The organism is Novosphingobium meiothermophilum, assembly GCF_003171715.1.
Taxonomy (GTDB): domain Bacteria; phylum Pseudomonadota; class Alphaproteobacteria; order Sphingomonadales; family Sphingomonadaceae; genus Novosphingobium; species Novosphingobium meiothermophilum.
Genome location: NZ_QGHL01000012.1, coordinates 79,241 through 98,666, shown reverse-complemented (window position 1 = coordinate 98,666; position 19,426 = coordinate 79,241). Strand labels below are relative to the sequence as shown.

The window sequence follows — 19,426 nt, the reverse complement described above, 5'->3', positions numbered from 1 at the left end:
TCACGCCCGGCCCGCCGCCCGGCGCTTTGATCCGATATGGGGGGCCGGTGCCCGCCTCGCAATGGCCTTGCGCACGTTAGGCTGTGGATCAGCCCTCAGGCAGCGGCTGCACCACGGGTTCGGCAACAAACACGATATCCGGCACGGCCGCGCTGTGTGCCGGTGCAGGCGGCGCAGGGGGCGGCGCATCCACGAAGGGCGGCGGTGTTGGCACGATCGCAGGCAGCAGCGCTTCGTCCTGAAGCACCACGGGCTTTCCCTTCAGCGCATCGATTTCGGCCTGCCGAGTCTTCAGGTAAAGCTCGCGGTAACTGGCGTAGGGGTTTGATTCTTCGCGTATCTTGCGGAAAAGCGCATCGTTTTCCACACGCTCGTCGAGCGAGCGGATGGTGAAGCTGCCGATGACATAGGCAGGATGCTGCAAGGGGCCGCCCACGGCGAAGGGCAGCAGAAAGCGGTCGAGCGTCAGCCCGAAGACATCGCGCACGGTGGTTGGCCCCACCAGCGGCAGAAACATGTATGGCCCCGGCCCCACGCCGTAATACCCCAGCGTATAGGCGAAGCCATTGCGCCGATAGGGAAGGTTTATCGGCTTGCCGACAGCGACATCAAGCAGGCCGGCGATGCCCACGGTGGAGTTGACGGCAAAGCGCCCCACGGTTTCGGCCGCCTTGCCCGGTTTAAGCTGGAGCAGAAAGTTCAGGGCAATGACAGGCTCGGTCAGATTGCGCAGGACATTGCGCAGCCCCGTGCGGACCGGACCGGGCAGCGCCTTGCGATAGCCGGTGGCAAGCGGCGCGATCACCGCATCATCCACCGCCTGCACGGCATCATAGGATGCCTGATTGATGGCCTGCATCGGATCCTGCCGGGGCGCGCGCTGGCCGGAAACCACGATGGCCGCCTCGTCCTGCTCGATCTCGTCGAGTGACGGCGCGGACGGCGCGGCACCCGCCGGATCGACCGGAGGCAGGGCAATGCGCGAGGAAACCGGAGGAACAGCCGCTTCATCGGGGGACGGAGCAGAGATACCCTGCTCTGCCGCATCAGCTCCGGGAAGATCCGCCATGGCGCCGGGCGCGGCAAGCATGGCGGCACTGGCAAGAAGGGTAATGCTCAAACGGACAATCCACTGCGGCACGGGCGGCAGGGATCAGCCGTCATGCAGCGCACCACATGGCAAGCGATTGCATTTCCGGCAAGACCCGCGCGATGAATTGCGACACCTGCCTGACAGAACGCGCAGGTCAGAACGGCAGCTTGAAGCCCGGCGGAATGCCTGCGGCCATCTGCACTTTCTGCATTTCCTCGGCGGCTGCCGCATCGGCCTTGGTCCGGGCATCGTTGAAGGCCGCCGCTACGAGATCTTCCAGAATGCCCTTTTCCGATGGCGCCAGAAGGCTTTCGTCGATCGCCACTCCGATGACCCGGCCCTTGGCCGAAGCGCGGATCTTGACCAGACCGCCACCGGCGGCACCTTCGACCTCGATTGCGTCGAGCTTCGACTGGGCATCTTCCATCTGCTTCTGGATGGTCTGCGCTGCCTTCTGGGCAGCCTGGATCATCTCTTCCATCGACTTCATGCGCGTTTGCTCCAGGGTCTTTTCTCGTGCTCTTGCGAGCTGTCCTCATCGATGATGACCGCACCCGGAAAGGCTTCCAGCGCGGCCTTGACCAGCGGATCGGCCTTCATCGCGGCTTCTTCCGCCGCTGCCTTTGCCGCCCGCGCCTCCTCAAGGCTGGGCAAGGCCTCTCCCTCGCCCCGCTCGACAGTCCATGCCTCGCCGGTAGCCTGCGCCAGAGCGCGGCGGATATCGGCCGCAGGATCGCCCGGCAAGCCCGGTGCAAGCTGATAGCGCAAGAGGCCGGTACGCAGTTCCACCACCCGCACGCCAAGGCGCATGGTGGAACCGACAAGCGGCGCATGTTGTTCGACCTGCTCGACCAGTGCCTCCCAATCGGCGCTGACACGCGCTGCCGAAGGAGCTGCCTGAGGCGCAGCATGGCCCGCTTCGGGCGCACCGCTGTCCGCGCCATGGGAATGACCGGCCGCCGGTGCGGCAAGCGCGGGGCGCTGGGCCAGCTCTTCCAGCTTCTTCACCAGTCCGCCCGGATCGGGAAGATCGGCCGCGTGCATCACCCGCAGCAATGCCATCTGCGCCGCCACCAGCGGATCGGGCGCGATCTTCACTTCCTCGTAGCCCTTGAGGAGCAACTGCCACAGGCGGTGCAACTGCCCGGCAGACAAGGTGCCTGCCCACTTTTCCAGAGTCTCGCGCTCTTCGCTCGACCGCACATCGGGACCGATACCACCGACCTGCGCCACTGTGACGCGGTGCACCACGTCCATCTGCGCGCGCATCATGGCAATGGGTTCGATGCCCAGTGCATATTGCTGCGCCACTTCCGCAAGAACCTGATCGCCCTTGCCCGAAAGCACCGCCTCCAGCAGGCGGCGCTGCATTGTCTTGTCGGCAAGACCAAGCATCTGCCGGACCTGTTCGGCGGTGACGCGCGTCGCGCCATCGTCGCTGCCGACAAGATCGGCGTGGCTGATCGCCTGATCGAGGATCGACAGGCCATCGCGGACCGAGCCTTCGGCAGCAGCAGCGATCATTGCCAGCGCCTCGTCCTCGGCCTCGACGCCTTCCTTGCCGCAGATCATGGCGAAATGGCTGGCCAGCAGCGGGGCGGGAATGCGCCTGAGATCAAACCGCTGGCAGCGCGAGAGCACCGTGACCGGCAGCTTGTCCACTTCCGTCGTGGCGAACAGGAACTTCACGTGCGCGGGCGGTTCTTCAAGCGTCTTGAGCAGCGCGTTGAAGGCATTGCGCGTGAGCATGTGGACTTCGTCGATGATATATATCTTGTAGCGCGCCGAAACGGCGGCATAGCGCACCGCCTCGATGATCTCGCGCACATCATCGACGCCCGTGTGCGACGCCGCGTCCATCTCGATCACGTCGATATGGCGGCCCTCGGCAATCGCCACGCAAGGCTCGCACACGCCGCACGGATCGATCGTCGGGCCGCCCTGCCCGTCAGGGCCGATGCAATTGAGCGCCTTGGCGATGAGGCGGGCGGTAGAGGTCTTTCCCACCCCGCGCACGCCGGTCATCAGGAAGGCATGGGCCAGCCGATCCCGCTTGATCGCGTTGGCCAGCGTCTGGACCATCGCATCCTGACCGATCAGTTCGGCGAAGGTCTGCGAACGATACTTGCGCGCCAGCACGCGGTAGGGCTGCAACGCGGCTGGTGCCGATGGCGGCGCTGCCACGGCAGGGGCAGGTTCGGCGGCAACAGACGGGACCGGCCGTTCCTGCGGGCTGGCAAGGTCCGCCGCTGGCGCTTGCGCCGGGGCCAGGGCTGGAACTGTGGCTGGAGCCGGGGCCGGTGCCGGCTCAGGATCGCCGAACAGCGAGACCTGCCCGGCAGCTTCAAGCTCCTGCGCACTTGGACCGGCTTCCTCGTCCTCCGGCCCGTCGCCAAACATGTCAGGTGAATCGCCCATCGTTCCCTATCTAGGAACTTGCGGCGCCAATGTCGAAAGGCATCGCGCGTTATGGGGTGGAAAAGGAGCCGGCCGACCCGCCGCAACCCGTTGTGGCTGCTTCCTTCCGGACCTGACCAGGTTGGCGGACGCAAGCGTCCGACCGACTCCCGGCGCGCCATATGGAGAGGAAGCGCGGGTTTGTCCAGCCCTGCCCCGGCTTGGCTCAGCGGAAATTGTCGGCGTAACTTTGCAGCTTCAGCCTGCGCGGCGGGGTGGGGATCACCCGCGCCTCAATGCCATAGCGTTCGGCGTAGGCCTGCGCTTCTGCCTGCGAGGCAAAGGCAAGAACGACCTGTGCCTGCGTATCGCCTGAACCGGCCCAGCCCATCAGCGGATCGGGGCGCCGGGCCTCGCTAGGTTCGAACTCAAGCAGCCAGTCGCTGGTCCGGGCCTTGCCGGACTGCATGGCGTTCTTCGGGCGCTGGTAGATGCGTGCTGACATGATGCTGCGCTTGCACACGAATCAGGCCGCAAATCAAGCCCGCTTTGCCGCGTTGAAGGCGTTTTTGGTCTTGAGACTGGGGTCTTCGGCCCAAGGCTCATCCGGCCAGCGGTGTTTCGGATAGCGGCCCTTCATGTCCTTCACCACATCCCGCCACGATCCGCGCCAGAAACCCGGAAGATCGGCCGTGGTCTGAATGGGCTTTCCGCCGGGACTGGTCAGGCTGAGCAGCAGGGGGCGTGGCGGCTGGCCCACGCAAGGGTGCGCTTCAAGCCCGAACAACGCCTGCACCCGCACTTCCACGCACGGTCCACCTTCGTGGCCATAGTCGATGGCATGGCTGGTGCCTGCGGGTGAACGAAACTCCGCCGGAGCCACCCGGTCAAGCAGCTGCCGCTCGTTCCAGCCAAGCCGGTTCAGCAAGGCCTCGTGCAACCTGCCCGCACCGATAGCAAGATCGCGCCTTCCCGCCAGCAAGGGGCCGAGCCAGTCCTCCAGCGATGCCAGAAGGGCGCTTGGCGACAGAGCCTCCAGTCCGGCATAGTCTGCCCGCACGAGCAGCGCCCTTGCCGCCGCGCCCAGCGGCAGCAGACCAAGCCCGCCTTCGCGCACAGCGGCAATCAGGCAGGCCGCAACCGCATCGGGATCGGGCCGGGGGTCGGGCACCCGCGCCAGCACGATCGCCCCCAGACGACGCTCAAGCCGCGCTTCCACCCGCGCTTCCGGCGCATTCCACGATAGGGCATGGCGTTCCTCGATCCGGTGCGTCAGGTGGCGGGCAATGTCATCTTCCTCCACCGCAATGGCCGCTGTGATGCGCGCACCGCGTGCTTCGCCCTGCGCATCCCCGATCACCAGCCACTTTGCAGCGGCAAGTGGTGATGCCGGATCAAGCCGATAGCCGCGTCCGCCTGCCGCCAGCCAGTCCTCTCCCGATGCGGTCCGCGCGCGCGCAATCCGGTCGGGAAAGGCTTCGGCCAGCAGCACGCCCGCCGGAACCGGCGCCGCGCGCACTTCAACGATCCTTTTGGCCATAGTCGCCCAGCGCTCGGCAAGCTTGCGCGAAGCATCGGCCCTGCCGCCGCGCTCGGCAGACCAGCGCTCAAGCCTGCGCGCCAGATCCTCGCCCCTGCCGCCAAGGCCGCGCTCCTGAAGGAGAAGCGCAAGACCGGCCGCTTCGCGCGCCTGTCCGCGTTCGGCGGCAAACAGGAGCATGTGTGCCAGCGCAGGCTCCATCGGCAGGCGCGCCATGTCCCTGCCATGCGGCGTGATGCGCCCATCGCCGTCCAGCGCGCCCAGCGCACGCAGCGCGCCTTGCGCCGCTGCCATTGACGCTGCCGGCGGCGGATCGAGCCATGCCATGCCCGCAGGATCGCCCGCACCCCACTGTGCCAGTGTGAGCGCCAGCGGCGCCAGATCGCTTGTGGCCATTTCCGGCGGATCGAAGGCCGGACGCCCGGCATGGCCAGCCTCTTCCCACAGCCTGTAGGCAACGCCCGGTCCCTGCCGCGCGGCACGGCCCGCGCGCTGCGCCGCCGATGCCTGGCTGGCGCGCGTGGTGACCAGCCGCGTAACCCCGGCGGCCTTGTCGAACTCGGCCCGGCGGGAAAGCCCCGAATCCACGACCACCGAAACACCATCCAGCGTGAGCGAGGTTTCGGCAATGCTCGTGGCCAGCACGATGCGGCGCTTTCCTGCGGAGTCGCGCCGGATGGCTGCCCGCTGTCCGGCAGGCTCCACCTGTCCGTGCAATGGCAGGACCAGCGCCTGCGGCAGCCGCCCGGCCAGCAGGTCCGCCGTTCGCTCGATCTGCGCAACGCCCGGCAGAAAGGCGAGGATGTCACCCTCCTCCTCGCGCCACGCGGTCTGGATAGCCGAAGCCATGGCGGCCTCGATCTTCACATCAGGCCGCTCGCCCAGCCACTTGACGGTCAGCGGATGCGCCTTGCCCTCGCTCTCGATCACCGGCGCGTCGCCCATCAATGCGGCAAAGCGTGATCCATCGATCGTGGCCGACATGACCACCAGCCGCAGATCCTCGCGCAGCACGCCTTGCGCCTCTATCGCCAGCGCAAGACCCAGATCGCTGTCGAGATGGCGTTCATGCGCCTCGTCGAACAGGACCGCCGAGACGCCCTGCAATTCGGGATCGCGCAGGATCGTGGAAACGAAGATCGCCTCGGTCATCACGATAATGCGCGTGCGTGCCGAGCGCTTCGCATCAAGCCGGGTGACATAGCCGATGGTCTCGCCCGCCTGTTCCCCCAGCATTTCGGCCATGCGTTCGGCTGCCGCCCGTGCCGCCACGCGCCGGGGGGACAGCACGATGACCTGCCCGGAACACCATGGCTCGCTCAGCAGGGCCGGGGCAACGGCGGTCGTCTTGCCCGCTCCCGGCGGCGCGACCAGCACGGCCGACGAACCAGCCTGCAGGGCGGCCAGAAGATCGGGCAGGACGGCATGAATGGGAAGATCGTTCACCCCGCGCCCTTTACCGGCACCGGCGGCGCGCTGGCAATGGCGCGCCCTTGCCCTGCATACGCTTCTGCGCATTCCGGTGGCCAGATCGGCTGCCAAACGCTAGACGCCTGTGGATGAGGACCACGCTCGACTTCGTGGTGGCGCTGACCACCGGTCTTCTGCTTGGCGGTGCGATGATCGGCGGGGCATTTCTGGCGCTGTGCGCAGCCTTCGGCACGAGCTGCTGGTGGCTGTGGCGCAAGCATCGGGGCCGCCGATAGAAACGTGAGGGCAGCCTCTCAGCCCATGGGATAGGGAATCTCGCGGCTGACCCGGTCGATTGCCTTCATCACATCGTGCGGCAGCACCAGATCGGCCGCGGCAAGGATGGCATCGAGCTGGCCTTCCGCCCCCACGCCAACAATGGTCGATGCCACGAAATCGTGCTGCTTCGACCATGCAACCGCCATTGTCACCGGATCTAGCCCTGCCTCGGCGGCAATGGCCATGAACCGCTCGGTTGACGCCAGCGAGCGCTCGTTCACAAAGCGCCTGCCCATCTGGGCCTGCCGCCCTTCCATGGCGAGATAGCGCGAGAAGCGCGCGCCTTCAGGCAAGGCTCCGCCCTGATACTTGCCCGAAAGCACGCCGCCCGCGATGGGGGAATAGGGTATCAGGCTGACGCCTTCCTTGCGGCAGACCTGCGCCAGTTCATCCTCGAACCGGCGGTTGTTGAGGCTGAAATTGTTCTGGATGGTCTGATACCGCACGGTGCCCAGGCGCTCTGCCGCGGCGATGGACTTCATCAGCCCCCAGCTTGTCTCGTTCGAGCAGCCGGTGATCCGCACCTTGCCTGCGCGCACCAGTTCATCGAGCACCGCCATGGTTTCGTCATAGGGGGTGTCATGATCCGGCCAGTGGGTCTGGTAGAGATCGATGTAATCGGTGCCAAGCTTCCTGAGGCTGGCGTCGATCGCCGTCTTGATATTGCGCCGGTCCAGCGCGGTCATCCCGCTGCGGCAGGGCGAGCGGAACCAGACATGGCTTGGCCCGGAAACCTTGGTGGCAAGGATGATCGCATCGCGCGGCTTGGTTTTCAGCCACTTGCCAACGATCTCCTCTGTCCGGCCAACCCACTTCACGTCCGGTGGCACCGGATAGCCTTCGGCCGTGTCGAAGAAGTTGATCCCGGCATCGAACGACCGGTCGAGCACGCGCAGCGCCTCGGCCTCGTCGACCTGACTGCCGAAGGTCATGGTTCCCATGCAGATATCGGAAACGACAATGGCCGAACGGCCAAGACGACGATGCTGCATCAGGTGTTCTCCGGCTGGGTCAGAAGCGGCGCGCCACCGCGAACAGGGCGGCCTCGGTCATTGCGGTCTTGGCCGCGCTGGCGGGGAAACCGGCGATGGCGTCAATCGCGCGCTGGGCATACATGCGGGCGCGTTCGCGCGTGGCGTTGACTGCATCGTGGCGGCGGATCAGTTCAACCGCATGGGCCAGATCGGCGTCTGAGGTGCGGTCCCCCGCGATTGCCGCCTGCCAGAAGGCGCGCTCCTCGTCCGATCCGCGCGCATAGGCAAGGATCACCGGCAACGTCATCTTGCCATCGCGGAAATCGTCGCCCTTGTCCTTGCCCATCTCGGCGGCATCGGAATCGTAATCGATGGCATCGTCGGCAAGCTGGAAGGCAATGCCAAGATTGCGGCCATAGGCATCAAGCGCCAGTTCATCGGCTTCCTCGCGCTCTGCCACCACGGCGGCAATGCGGCATGCAGCGGAAAACAGCGCGGCCGTCTTGGCAGCGATGATATCGAGATACATTTCCTCGGTCGTGTCGATCTGGCGCTGGGCGACAAGTTGATCGACCTCGCCTTCGGAGATCACTGCCGAGGCATTGGACAGGATGCGCAGAACCTTGAGCGAGCCATCCTCGACCATCAGTTCGAAGCTGCGGCTGAAAAGGAAATCGCCCACAAGCACCGTGGCGGGATTGCCATAGACGATGTTCGCCGTCTTCTTTCCGCGGCGCATGTCGGAACCATCGACCACGTCATCGTGCAGCAGGGTGGCGGTATGGATGAACTCGACCGCGGCGGCCAGCTTGTAGTGGCGGCTGCCGCCGTAACCCAGCAGAGCCGCACTGGCGAGCGTGAGCATGGGGCGCATCCGCTTGCCGCCGCCCGCGATCAGGTGTCCGGCAAGCGTGGGAATCAGCGGGATGCGCGACTGCATCCGGTCAAGGATCACGGCATTGACGCTGTTCATGCCTTCGGCCACCAGCGCCATCATCGGCGCCAGCGAGGGTTCGGACTTGCGCGGCAGGGTATGGACGGTTGCAGTCATCGTGCCTGCCCGCTTGGCGACAAGGGCAGCGCTTGGCAAGACGCAACTTGCACTGTAGCGGCCATTACGGCCCGAAGGCAGACCAAAGGGCGGGCAGCAAGGGCAACGGAAGGACCCGAAGCGAATGAGCGAAGATCCGGTTCTGGCAGGCTATCGCCAGTCGATCGACAATATCGATGCGGCCATGATCCACATCCTGGCCGAACGCTTCCGCATTACCCAGGCAGTCGGCGCCTACAAGGCCGAGAAGAAGCTGCCCGCATCCGATCCCGGACGCGAGGAGCGCCAGATCGCCCGGCTGCGCCGCCTTGCCGAAGAAGCGCGTCTGGATCCGGAGTTTTCCGAAAAGTTCCTGCGCTTCATCATTCAGGAAGTAATTCGCCACCACGAACGCGCGGCGTCATCGTCCTGACCGGGACCGTCATCAGGAACTGGCTGGCCTGATCCGGTCTTGTGCCAGCCTTCCTTGGCGGGCGCGGGCAACGATCACTCTTCCAGCGGCACGCCGGGAACCTGCTTGGCCGTGCGGATCGTCAGCGAGGTCTTGACGCTGGCCACGTTGGGCGCAGGCGTCAGCTTGCTGGTCAGGAACTCCTGAAAACTTTGCAGATCGCGGCTGACGATCTTCAGGATGAAGTCGATTTCGCCGTTCAGCATGTGGCATTCGCGCACTTCGGGCAGGGTGCGCATGTGGTCTTCGAACTGGCGCAGCGATTCCTCCGCCTGACTCTTGAGGCTGACGAGCGCGAAAACCGTGATCGCAAAGCCGAGCTTCGACGCATCGAGATCGGCATGATAGCCGCGGATCACGCCCGCATCCTCAAGCGCGCGCACCCGGCGCAGGCACGGCGGCGCGGTCAGCCCGACGCGCTGGGCCAGTTCGACATTGGTCACGCGGCCTTCGGCCTGCAATTCGGCCAGAAGCCGCCGGTCGATTGCATCAAGGGTTGCCATGCTCGGTCGTTCGTCCGTTCTCGTCATGCCCGGCGGGCGGGCAGCAGCCTGTCAGGGATGAAGGCAAGTCAGGAAAGAAGCGGGAATCGCAACTTTCGGCACAAAATCCATCGTCCCGGATAATTTTGTTGTGTCATATCGCAAGATCGCCACATTGCAACGCGGTGGACACCCGACTTTCACGTTTGGCCACACTTTGTTAGCCTTGCTTGCGGTAATGGGGGCATGGCGATGACCGGCAAGCAAAGCCTCATCGCCCTTGATACGTGCATGCAAAACCCCGCCCAACGCGCCGAAAGCGAGACTGAATGATCGTTGATGACCGCCTTGATACCGTGCTGCGCACCAGCGTGGCCGGCAAGACGGCCGCCCGCACCCAGTTGCGGCAACTGGTCGATCTGCTCGGCTCGGTGCCGCTGAGCGCGTGGAATCGGCAGCACGCGGCGGCGCTGCAACGTGCCGATTCGCTCGTCGCCATGCTGAGCGACGAGGAATGCGCCGCCGTGCTGCGGGCTGTGCCGCACCGTTCGGCCGTGCTGGTCTATCACTTCGCGCAAGGTGCGCCCCGCACCGCCGCAGCCGCCGTTGCCGCGGCCCGCCTGCCTGATGAGGACTGGCTGGCGCTGATTCCCCGCCTGCCCACCGCAGCGCGCGGCTTCGTGCGGCATCGCGGTGATCTTGGCCAGCCGGTGCGTGATCTGCTCTCCCGTCTTGGCGTGAACGACTTTCTTCTGCCGGAACCGGAAATGGCGGCAAAACCGGCGTTCAGCCAGCCCGCTCAGGCGACGGGCGCGGCAATACCGGATGACGAGGCGCAACAGACCACGGAAAGTGTGGCCACTCCTTCCCCGGCAACCGAAGTTCCCGCCCCCGCTACGGCCGAAACAGCGATCATCCTTGATGCGCCGCTTCCGCCAGCGACCGAAGGCATCGGAGCCATCGTCAAGCGAATCGAGGCTTTCCGGCGCAGACGCGAGGATCGCGAAAATGCTTCGCGCGCGGGCGAAGCCGACGGACGCGGACCTGTGCAGGGCCTTTCGGGATCGGGCCACTCCGGCCGCGATGGTCTTGCGCCGCGTCTGCCCTTTGCCGAGGATCCCGCACCCGAACGCCCCGCGCCAGAGATGATCGATCTGCGCACCGATGCCGATGGCATCGTGACATCGGCGGCAATCGATCCACCGGGAATGCTCATCGGCAGCCGTCCCTTCACCGCCGATCAGGCAGCGCCAGTGCATTGCGATGCGGCCATGGCGCGCGCCTTCCGTCATCGGCAGCCGGTTTGTGCGGGAACGCTGGAGATTGAAGGCGCCGCACCGGTTTCCGGGCGCTGGCAGGCCGATGGAACGCCATTGTTTGCACCCGATGGCGGCCGATTTGCGGGCTATGTCCTGCGCCTGCGTCGGCAGATGGCGGCAACCGGGCATTTCGCTGCCCCTGCCGACGCAGGCAATCCGCCCGCCGCCGCTGAAGCTGACCGGCTGCGCCAGTTGCTGCATGAACTGCGCACGCCGATCAACGCGATCCAGGGCTTTGCCGAGATGATCCAGTCTCAGGCGCTGGGCGCGACCCCGCACCAGTATCGCGCCATGGCGGCCAGCATCGCAGCCGATGCCGCCCAGATCCTCGCCGGGTTCGAGGAAGTGGAACGGCTGGTGAAGCTGGAAAGCCGGGCGATCGGCTTCGATCCAGGCGAGGCCGACATCGCCGCGATCACCGCCCGCCTGATCGGGCAGGTCATGCCCGTGCTTGCCGCACGCAATGTCAGGCTTTCCGTCGAACTCATGCAGCATCATCCGGAAGCGGCCGCCGAGCCTGCCCCGGCGCCCTTCGCTTCTCCCGCCCCCCTGATGGTCGGCATGGCGTCCGAGGAACTGGAGCGGAGCGTATGGCGAGTGCTTGCGGTGATCGCCGCCAGCGTTGCGCCGGGCGAGCGGCTTGCGCTTTCGCTGCAACAGAGCACCGCCCCTTATCCAGCTGCCATGCTCGTCCTGCCGCTGCCTGCATCGCTTGCCATGCTTGATGACGATGCGCTGTTTGCCCCCGATGCCAATGCGCCTGCCGCCTCGCTCGTGGCGCCTGCCATGCTTGGCAACGGTTTTGCCTTGCGGCTTGCGCGAGCCGAGATCACCGCCGGGGGCGGCACCCTCAAGCGCGATGGCAACCGGCTGCTCCTCACCCTGCCTCTGGCAGCGGCCCAGGGACCGATAGGGGCCGCTGCCCCCCAGACCGAAGCGGCTGGCGGATGACGCAGAACCTCAGTTCATCGGGCGTGCCGGGCATCCTGCGCCCTCCCCGCCCGGACGATTTCGTCAGCTTCGCCCCCGATTTCGGCACCCGCTTCATTCTGACGGTCGATACCGAAGAAGAGTTTGACTGGGCCAAGCCGCTTGACCGCACCAGCCACGGGCTTGCCCATGTGCCGCGGCTCGGCAAGTTTCAGCAGTTCTGCGAAGGCATGGGCGTGGTTCCCATCTATCTGGTGGATTTTCCGATTGCCAACGATCCCAACGCCGCCGAGATTCTGGCCGAGGCGGTGGCGGCGCGCAAAGCCGAAATCGGAGTGCAGCTTCACCCCTGGGTCAGCCCGCCGTTCACCGAAGAGCTGAATGTGCACAACAGCTTTGCCGGCAATCTTCCCGCAGAACTTGAGCGCGCGAAGTTTCGCAAGCTGCGCGAAACCGTAGAGCGGGCTTTCGGCGCGGGTCCGTTGATCTACCGCGCAGGGCGCTACGGCGTTGGCCCGAACACCGCCGCAATCCTGTCCGAAGCCGCCATCGCCATCGACACCTCGGTGCGGCCGCATTTCGATTACAGCGCCACGGGCGGCCCCGATTTCACCGGCTTCCCGCTGCGCCCATGGTGGATCGACAAGCGCAACGGGCTGATGGAAATGCCGCTGACCACGGTCTTTGCCGGAAGCCTGCGCAAATGGGGCCAAGCGCTTTATCCGCTTCTGTGGCGCGTGCCCAGAATGCGCGGTGCGCTGGCCCGCCTTGGCCTGCTTGAACGCATCCCGCTGACCCCGGAGGGCATAACCCTCGACGAAGCACGCCGGGGCATCGACATTGCGCTCGATCTGGGCCTGCCGGTGCTGACCTTCTCGTTCCACAGCCCCTCTCTGCGGCCGGGCCATACGCCCTATGTCCATTCGGAAGATGATCTGGACCGGTTCTACGACTGGTGGCGCGGCGTGTTCGAGCATCTTGCCGAAAGCGGCGTCCGTCCCGCATCGGTGGCCGAGGTCATTGCCGCCGCGCAAGTGTGATGCACCACCTTGCCAAGTGGCTGCCCCATCTGTAGCGGGATGCGCGATGGGCCTGTAGCTCAGCGGTTAGAGCTGGCCGCTCATAACGGCTAGGTCGCGGGTTCGAATCCTGCCGGGCCCACCATCACCACCGGGTTGCCGGGCGCCAAAGCGCTGTCAGGCCAAACCCCTGCTTGTCTCTCGCGCTGCTCAGTGCGGCAGGGTGCTCAGGGTCCAGCGTCGCTGCATCAACCCGAAATGCCAAGGCCAAGATGCTGGGCAAGTTCCCTCAGATCCCGCGAGGAGCCTTCGCCGACGAGATGCAGCACGGGGCTGGAAAGGCTCAGCCTGTCGTCCTCCCGGCTCAACCGGGTCTGTTCGATGACGGCAAGCGCACCCGCGCTCAACCGGCGGCAAAGCCGTGCGGCAAGACCGAGGCCGCGCGCCTCGGCCAGGGCTTCGGGCGGCGCCAGACGCACCCAGGGATCGGCCCCGGCAGCGGGTGTCTGCCCCTTGCCCGCGCTGGCGCGCAACGCTGCGGCAAGCACGGCGCGGCCCGCATCATCCACGCCCACCCAGCGTTTGCGCAAGCCCCAGTCGCTGGCAAGATCGCGGCGCAGGTTCGGCTCCACCCGGCCTGCGGCAAGGCACAGGGCAAGCGCGGCGCGGCCCAGAGGGGTTGCGGCAAGCGGCACGACATCTGCCATCCAGCGCACCGCCGCATCCAGCAGTGCCGTATCCACAGCCATTGGCCCGGTAAATGCAAGCACCCCGGCCAGCAGCGGATCTTCTCGCTGGACCGCCGCATCCAGCGAGCCGAAGAGCACGCCTTCGCGCAAGCCCCATGAGGAAAAGACCACGCGCCCCGGCTGCAACTGCTGCAACAGCACGCCCAGAAGGGCCGCTGCATCGGGAATGCTGGCAAGCCGGTTCGCCGAGACGCCCTCGATGGGCTTCAGCGGCTGTCCGCGTCGGGCCAGCAATCGGGAAAGTGCCATCGCCTTTTCAGCGGGCAGCGTGAAGCCGTGCGTATCCTCCAGCGGCCAGTTCAGGCGGACCATCATGGCGCGGGCGAGCGCGCGCATCGACCCGCCGACGAGGTATAGCGTCACGCCCGGTTCGGCCACCCAGTCCGCCCCGGCAAGCATCTTGCCGATGGTGCGCACGAAGGCGCGGTCCCCCTTGGCGCGCATGGCGGGCAGGCGCAGCGAACCCAACGGCAGGCTGACCCCGTGGCTGGTGCTGCCGTCGACCAGATCGACAAGTTCGAGGCTGCCCCCGCCCAGATCGCCCACGATCCCGCGCGCATCGGGAAAGGCGCCCAGCACGCCGGTTGCGCTGGTCTCGGCCTCCTCCACCCCCGAAAGAAGGCGGGGTTTCAGGCCGATTTCGCGCACCCTTTCAAGAAAGTCCGCGCCGTTGGTGGCATCGCGCACCGCGGCGGTGGCCACCACATCGACCCGCCCGACACCGGCAAGATCAAGCAGCGCCTTGTAGCGCGACAGCGCCCGCAGCACCCCGCCTGCCGCTTTCTCCGAAAGCCTCCCGGTTTCGGCAACGTGCTTGCCAAGTCGCGCCGTGACCTTCTCGTTCAGGAGCGTGACCGGGGCGCGTGGCGGGCCGCCGTAAACGACAAGGCGAACGGTGTTCGAGCCAATGTCGATGATCGCGCGGGATTGCTCCCACGCGAAAACGCCACCTGCATGACGCACGGATTCGCTCTTGCCAGTCACTCAGTCACGGTTAGCCGCCCCGCGCCGAAGCGCAAGTTTGGGAACCTTTCTTCCACGGGAAAGTGCGGCCCCTCGCCCCGACAGCGAAGGATTGGTCATGAAGTAGCTGTGCAGGTTGAACGAAGGATCGCCCTTGGCGAAGCGCTCGTATTCGCCGTCCGCGCCAAGCCTCCAGCTTTGCTCGGTATCGAGCAGGTTGGCCATCATCACCTGATCGAGCACCTGATCGTGCACGGTGGGATTGCGCACAGGCACCAGCACTTCCACGCGGCGGCCCATGTTGCGGCTCATGCCGTCGGCCGAGGAAATGAACACGCGCGCCCGCTTGTTGGGCATGCGCGAACCGTTGCCGAAGGCCCAGATGCGGCTGTGTTCAAGGAAGCGGCCGATGATCGACTTCACCTCGATCGTTTCGGACAGGCCCGGAACGCCGGGTTTCAGGCAACAGATGCCGCGCACAACCAGCCGGATCTCCACACCGGCCCTGCTGGCCAGATAGAGACGGTCGATCAGGTCGGGATCGGTAAGCTGGTTGAGCTTGGCCCAGATCGTGGCCGGGCGCCCCGCCTTGGCCAGCGCGGTCTCGCGGTCGATGCATTCGTAAAGCCGTTCACGCAGGTTGATCGGGGAAATGGCCAGAAGCTCGGTGTGCTTCGGCTCGACATAGCCCGTCACGAAGTTGAACAGTTGCCCGGCATCGCGGCCCATGCGCGGATCGGCGGTAAAGAACGACAGATCGGTGTATATGCGCGCGGTAACGGGGTGGTAGTTGCCCGTGCCGAAGTGGCAGTAGGTGCGATAGCCCCCGCCCTCGCGCCGCACCACCATGCTGACCTTGGCGTGGGTCTTCCAGTCAACGAAGCCGTAGATAACCTGAACGCCTGCCCGTTCGAGCTGCGCGGCCCAGAGCAGGTTCTGCTCCTCGTCGAAGCGTGCCTTCAGTTCGACCACGGCCGTGACGGACTTGCCCGCTTCGGCCGCCGCGATCAGCGCGGCGATGACCGCCGATTGCTTGCCGGCGCGATAGAGCGTTTGCTTGATTGCCACGACATCGGGATCGGCCGCAGCCTGCCGCAGGAAATCGATCACCACCTCGAAGCTTTCGTAAGGGTGGTGGATCACCAGATCCTTTTCGCGGATGGCGGAAAAGCAATCGCCATCATGCTCAAGGATGCGTTCGGGATAGCGCGGGTTGTAGGGATCGAACTTCAGATCCTGCCGATCCTCCTCGATCACGGCCGAAAGTCCGTTGACCGCCAGCAGGCCCCGGCTCTTGATGACCAGCGCATGATCGAGCCGCAACTGCTGGCGCAGCAGGCGTTCGGCATCAACATCGAAGTTTTCCTGAAGGTGCAGCAGGATCACCTTGCCGCGCCGCCGCCGCTGGATCGCGGTGCGGTAGTAGCGCACCAGATCCTCGGCATCTTCCTCGATCTCGATGTCGCTGTCGCGCAGCACGCGGAACGTGCCGTGGCCCAGAATGCGAAAGCCGGGGAAGAGGAGCGTGGCATGGCGCCGCACCAGTTCCTCGATGCCGATCCACATGGCCTTCTTGCCGGGCAGGCGCACGAAGCGCGGCAACGCGGGCGGAATGAGGATCATCTCCGTCACCGGTGCGCCATCGGCGGTGCGCAGAAGCTGGAACAGGATGCCAGTGCCCTGATTGGCGATGAACGGGAAAGGATGCGCCGGATCGATCGCCTGCGGCGTGAGCACGGGGACAACGTGCTCCTCGAAATATTCGCGCAGCCAGTCGGCCTCGCCCTTGCCCAGAACGTCGTTGTCAATCAGCCTGATCCCGGCTTCGGCCAGTTCCTCCTTGAGGTCGGCCAGCACGTCCTGCTGCGAATCGACAAGGTCTTTTACCGCTTCAAGCAGCGCGCCAAGCTGCTGCTGCGGCGTCTGGCCATCAATGGAAAGCTCGTCGATCTGCCGGCGCACCTGCCCCGCGATCCCGGCCACACGCACCATCATGAACTCGTCAAGGTTGCTGCCGCTGATAGACAGGAAGCGCAGCCGTTCAAGCAGCGGATAATCGGGGTTCACCGCTTCGGCCAGAACGCGGCGGTTGAACGCCAGCCAGCTCAGTTCCCGGTTGAAGAAGCGCTCCTGCAATGGCGGCAGGCTTTCGGTACTCAAGATATCGATCTCCCGGCAGGGCATCGCGAACCGATGCGATCAAAGGCGCATCATGCTACCTCGTTAAAGCAGCGCGGCAAGGAAGTCTTCGGGCATCACCGTCAACTGGCTGTCACACTCATGTCGCTGATCTGTCCCTGAAATTGCACGATCCTGAAACAGCACGGGCCTAGCTGGCAGCTCGCCACGCCAGTGTGGTCTATGAGGGACAAAATCATGCGTATCGCCGCCGTGCTGCTGGCCAGCACTTCGCTTTTCGCCGCCCCGGCATTTGCCGCCGATCTTCCCGAAGATCAGGCCGCCCCCGCCGCAGAGGCCCCTGCCGCCACTGATTCGGCCAATGCCGAAATCGTCGTACTTGGCGCGGGTCAAACCCGTCAGGTGCAGGAACTTTCGACCGCCGAACTGACGATCCTTGCTTCCGGCACCAGCCCGCTGAAGGCAATCGAAAAGCTGCCTTCGGTCAACTTCCAGTCGGCCGATGCCTTCGGCAACTATGAATGGTCCACCCGCATCACCATCCGCGGGTTCAGCCAGAACCAGCTTGGCTTCAACCTCGACGGCATTCCGCTGGGCGACATGTCGTATGGCAACAACAACGGCCTGCACATCAGCCGTGCGATCAGCCCCGAAAACATCGGCGTGACCCGCGTCAGCCAGGGTTCCGGTTCCATCGCTGCGCAATCGACCAACAATCTTGGCGGCACGCTTGAGTTCTTCTCGATCGATCCCAAGGATGCGCTGGGCGTGACGGCCAGCGGCTCCTACGGCTCGGAAAATACCTGGCGCGGCTTTGCCCGCATCGGGGTTGGCACACGCGACGGCGCGCGCGCCTATGCCTCGGTGCAATACCAGAACGGCGACAAGTGGAAGGGCGAAGGCAAGCAGCGCACCTTCATGGTCAATGCCAAGGGCGTGCTGCCGCTGGGTGGCGGTGTCGATCTCGACGGATCGATCAGCTACTCGGATCGCGCGGAAAGCGACTATCAGGATCTCAGCCTCGCGATGATCAACCGTCTCGGCTACGACTGGGACAACTTCGGCCGCTCGCGCTATGCCGAAGCCATCCGCGTGGCCGATATCGGCGCGAACCGGGGCGATACCGGCACGACGCCGCTCAACCCTACGGCCGGCACGGTCTATCCCGCACCGATCACCAGCATTGACGATGCCTATTACGAAGCATCGGGCCTGCGCCGCGATACGCTGGCCTCGCTCGGCCTGACGGCGGCCGTGGGCGACACGGGCAAGTTCGCGATCAAGGGCTACTACCACGAGAACGATGGTCAGGGCACCTGGGGCACGCCCTATCTCAACAGCCCGACCGGCGTTCCCATGTCGATCCGCACGACCGAATACGACATCAAGCGCAAGGGCGTTTTCGCATCGTATTCGGCAACTTACGGCATCAACAATCTCCTGATTGGCGGCTGGTACGAAAAGAACGACTTCATCCAGTCGCGCCGGTTCTATGCCTATGAAAGCCGCACCAATCCGGGCCGCGATCACAGCAAGTTCCAGCGCAACCCCTTCTTCACGCAGTGGTCGATCGCGTTTGAGACCGACACGATCCAGTATTACGTTGCCGACGACATCGATCTGGGCGCGCTGAAGGTGAACGTGGGCTGGAAGGGCTACTCGGTCGATACCACCGCCTTCTCGCTGGTGAACACCAACAACCGCGCCACCGGCAGCCTCAAGGTAGAGGACTGGTTCCAGCCGCATGTCGGCCTGAACTACAAGTTCGACAATGCGCTGGAAGCCTTCGCCGGCTTCACCCAGGTAACGCGCGCCTTCCAGGCTTCGACCACGACCGGACCGTTCTCGTCGACCCAGCAGGGCTTCGATGCGATCCGCAACACGATCAAGCCGGAAACCTCGGACACCTACGAAGCCGGTCTTCGCTACACCACGGGTGTCGTCAACGCTTCGCTCGCGGGCTACTATGTCAACTTCAAGAACCGCCTGCTGGTGATCCCGACCTCGGTCGGCATCGTGGGCGCCACGAACGCGTTGCAGAATGTCGGCTCGGTCCGCGCTCTCGGCATCGAGGCGGCTGTCGATGTGCGGCTGCCCGGCGGCTTCGGGGCCTTTGCCTCCTACAGCTACAACGACACGACCTACCGGGACGACGTAGTCATCACGACCGGCGGCACCACCACGATCCGGCCCACCGCGGGCAAGACCGTGGTCGATACGCCCAAGCATCTGCTGCATGGCGAACTGTCCTATGACAGCCCGACCTTCTTCGGCCGTGTCGGCGTCAACTACATGTCGAAGCGGTTCTTCACCTACCTGAACGATCAGTCCGTGCCGGGCCGGGCGCTGGTGGACGCCACCATCGGCTACCGCCTCGACATAGGCCAGCGTCAGCCGGTCGAGTTCCAGCTCAACGCCGTCAACCTCACCGACAAGCGCTATGTCGCAACGATCGGGTCGAACGGCTTCGGCTTCAGCGGTGACAACCAGACCCTGCTTGCAGGTGCACCGCGGCAAATCTTCGCCACGGTCAAGGTCGGGTTCTGACAGTGCCGCGCCTTTCATTCGCA

15 protein-coding genes, 1 tRNA gene and 1 other RNA gene are annotated in these 19,426 nt (G+C 65.2%); 6 read left to right on the top strand and 11 right to left on the bottom strand.

Annotated features, from left to right (window positions below):
* Positions 1–88: 88 nt before the first annotated feature.
* From DKM43_RS12140 to hrpB, 6 genes are all read right to left on the bottom strand, one after another.
* On the bottom strand, positions 89–1,120 hold the full coding sequence (locus DKM43_RS12140; protein WP_236632557.1) for an MlaA family lipoprotein: 1,032 nt from the start codon (positions 1,118–1,120) through the stop codon (positions 89–91).
* Between the two features lie 127 nt (positions 1,121–1,247).
* Positions 1,248–1,583 carry a YbaB/EbfC family nucleoid-associated protein gene (locus DKM43_RS12135; RefSeq protein ID WP_109798772.1) on the bottom strand — a complete coding sequence of 112 codons (336 nt, stop codon included), beginning with the start codon at positions 1,581–1,583 and terminating at the stop codon, positions 1,248–1,250.
* Complete coding sequence (locus DKM43_RS12130) at positions 1,580–3,511, bottom strand: DNA polymerase III subunit gamma/tau (protein WP_109798771.1); 1,932 nt, start codon at positions 3,509–3,511, stop codon at positions 1,580–1,582. Before DKM43_RS12130 ends, DKM43_RS12135 begins: the two co-directional genes overlap by 4 nt.
* Before the next feature lie 58 nt (positions 3,512–3,569).
* Positions 3,570–3,664: signal recognition particle sRNA small type (gene ffs / locus DKM43_RS12125), an RNA gene on the bottom strand.
* Positions 3,665–3,716: 52 nt separating this feature from the next.
* Positions 3,717–3,995 (bottom strand): ETC complex I subunit, encoded by a 279-nt coding sequence (locus DKM43_RS12120; protein ID WP_109798770.1) that lies wholly within the window; start codon positions 3,993–3,995, stop codon positions 3,717–3,719.
* Between the two features lie 33 nt (positions 3,996–4,028).
* On the bottom strand, positions 4,029–6,476 hold the full coding sequence (hrpB, locus tag DKM43_RS12115) for an ATP-dependent helicase HrpB (protein WP_109798769.1): 2,448 nt from the start codon (positions 6,474–6,476) through the stop codon (positions 4,029–4,031).
* Positions 6,477–6,589: 113 nt separating this feature from the next.
* Here hrpB and DKM43_RS16510 point away from each other — a divergent pair, with 113 nt between their 5' ends.
* A complete protein-coding gene (locus DKM43_RS16510; protein WP_161554082.1) occupies positions 6,590–6,736 on the top strand; it encodes a hypothetical protein in 147 nt (48 codons plus the stop codon).
* Between the two features lie 18 nt (positions 6,737–6,754).
* Here DKM43_RS16510 and DKM43_RS12110 read toward each other — a convergent pair whose 3' ends face one another.
* Positions 6,755–7,771, bottom strand: coding sequence for an aldo/keto reductase (locus tag DKM43_RS12110; RefSeq protein WP_109798768.1), 1,017 nt, complete (start codon positions 7,769–7,771; stop codon positions 6,755–6,757).
* A gap of 19 nt (positions 7,772–7,790) precedes the next feature.
* Positions 7,791–8,804 carry a polyprenyl synthetase family protein gene (locus tag DKM43_RS12105; protein ID WP_109798767.1) on the bottom strand — a complete coding sequence of 338 codons (1,014 nt, stop codon included), beginning with the start codon at positions 8,802–8,804 and terminating at the stop codon, positions 7,791–7,793.
* Between the two features lie 124 nt (positions 8,805–8,928).
* On the opposite strand from DKM43_RS12105, the gene DKM43_RS12100 reads away from it, so the two are divergent.
* A complete protein-coding gene (locus tag DKM43_RS12100) occupies positions 8,929–9,216 on the top strand; it encodes a chorismate mutase (protein WP_109798766.1) in 288 nt (95 codons plus the stop codon).
* A 74-nt stretch (positions 9,217–9,290) separates the two neighbouring features.
* Here DKM43_RS12100 and DKM43_RS12095 read toward each other — a convergent pair whose 3' ends face one another.
* The gene (locus DKM43_RS12095; protein ID WP_109798765.1) at positions 9,291–9,758 is read right to left on the bottom strand and encodes an Lrp/AsnC family transcriptional regulator; all 468 of its coding nucleotides are present in this window, start codon (positions 9,756–9,758) and stop codon (positions 9,291–9,293) included.
* A 308-nt stretch (positions 9,759–10,066) separates the two neighbouring features.
* On the opposite strand from DKM43_RS12095, the gene DKM43_RS12090 reads away from it, so the two are divergent.
* The 3 genes from DKM43_RS12090 (at position 10,067) to DKM43_RS12080 (ending at position 13,150) form a co-directional block, all read left to right on the top strand.
* Positions 10,067–12,007, top strand: coding sequence for a histidine kinase dimerization/phospho-acceptor domain-containing protein (locus DKM43_RS12090; protein ID WP_109798764.1), 1,941 nt, complete (start codon positions 10,067–10,069; stop codon positions 12,005–12,007).
* A complete protein-coding gene (locus DKM43_RS12085; RefSeq protein WP_109798763.1) occupies positions 12,004–13,026 on the top strand; it encodes a polysaccharide deacetylase family protein in 1,023 nt (340 codons plus the stop codon). The genes DKM43_RS12090 and DKM43_RS12085 overlap by 4 nt, the downstream gene beginning before the upstream one ends.
* Positions 13,027–13,074: 48 nt before the next feature.
* Positions 13,075–13,150 (top strand) — tRNA-Ile (locus DKM43_RS12080).
* Between the two features lie 103 nt (positions 13,151–13,253).
* Here the strand turns inward: DKM43_RS12080 and DKM43_RS12075 are convergent.
* Both DKM43_RS12075 and DKM43_RS12070 read right to left on the bottom strand, forming a co-directional pair.
* The gene (locus tag DKM43_RS12075; protein ID WP_236632556.1) at positions 13,254–14,738 is read right to left on the bottom strand and encodes a Ppx/GppA family phosphatase; all 1,485 of its coding nucleotides are present in this window, start codon (positions 14,736–14,738) and stop codon (positions 13,254–13,256) included.
* Positions 14,739–16,901 carry an RNA degradosome polyphosphate kinase gene (locus DKM43_RS12070; RefSeq protein WP_109798762.1) on the bottom strand — a complete coding sequence of 721 codons (2,163 nt, stop codon included), beginning with the start codon at positions 16,899–16,901 and terminating at the stop codon, positions 14,739–14,741.
* Between the two features lie 192 nt (positions 16,902–17,093).
* Here DKM43_RS12070 and DKM43_RS12065 point away from each other — a divergent pair, with 192 nt between their 5' ends.
* On the top strand, positions 17,094–19,403 hold the full coding sequence (locus DKM43_RS12065) for a TonB-dependent receptor domain-containing protein (protein ID WP_109798813.1): 2,310 nt from the start codon (positions 17,094–17,096) through the stop codon (positions 19,401–19,403).
* Positions 19,404–19,426 lie beyond the last annotated feature (23 nt).

Bases quoted from the DNA above. Each gene is read 5' to 3' on its own strand.
- DKM43_RS12135 (WP_109798772.1), bottom strand. From the start codon at position 1,583: ATGAAGTCGATGGAAGAGATGATCCAGGCTGCCCAGAAGGCAGCGCAG.
- DKM43_RS12130 (WP_109798771.1), bottom strand. From the start codon at position 3,511: ATGGGCGATTCACCTGACATGTTTGGCGACGGGCCGGAGGACGAGGAA.
- DKM43_RS12120 (WP_109798770.1), bottom strand. From the start codon at position 3,995: ATGTCAGCACGCATCTACCAGCGCCCGAAGAACGCCATGCAGTCCGGC.
- DKM43_RS16510 (WP_161554082.1), top strand. From the start codon at position 6,590: ATGAGGACCACGCTCGACTTCGTGGTGGCGCTGACCACCGGTCTTCTG.
- DKM43_RS12110 (WP_109798768.1), bottom strand. From the start codon at position 7,771: ATGCAGCATCGTCGTCTTGGCCGTTCGGCCATTGTCGTTTCCGATATC.
- DKM43_RS12105 (WP_109798767.1), bottom strand. From the start codon at position 8,804: ATGACTGCAACCGTCCATACCCTGCCGCGCAAGTCCGAACCCTCGCTG.
- DKM43_RS12100 (WP_109798766.1), top strand. From the start codon at position 8,929: ATGAGCGAAGATCCGGTTCTGGCAGGCTATCGCCAGTCGATCGACAAT.
- DKM43_RS12095 (WP_109798765.1), bottom strand. From the start codon at position 9,758: ATGGCAACCCTTGATGCAATCGACCGGCGGCTTCTGGCCGAATTGCAG.
- DKM43_RS12090 (WP_109798764.1), top strand. From the start codon at position 10,067: ATGATCGTTGATGACCGCCTTGATACCGTGCTGCGCACCAGCGTGGCC.
- DKM43_RS12085 (WP_109798763.1), top strand. From the start codon at position 12,004: ATGACGCAGAACCTCAGTTCATCGGGCGTGCCGGGCATCCTGCGCCCT.
- DKM43_RS12070 (WP_109798762.1), bottom strand. From the start codon at position 16,901: ATGCCCTGCCGGGAGATCGATATCTTGAGTACCGAAAGCCTGCCGCCA.
- DKM43_RS12065 (WP_109798813.1), top strand. From the start codon at position 17,094: ATGCGTATCGCCGCCGTGCTGCTGGCCAGCACTTCGCTTTTCGCCGCC.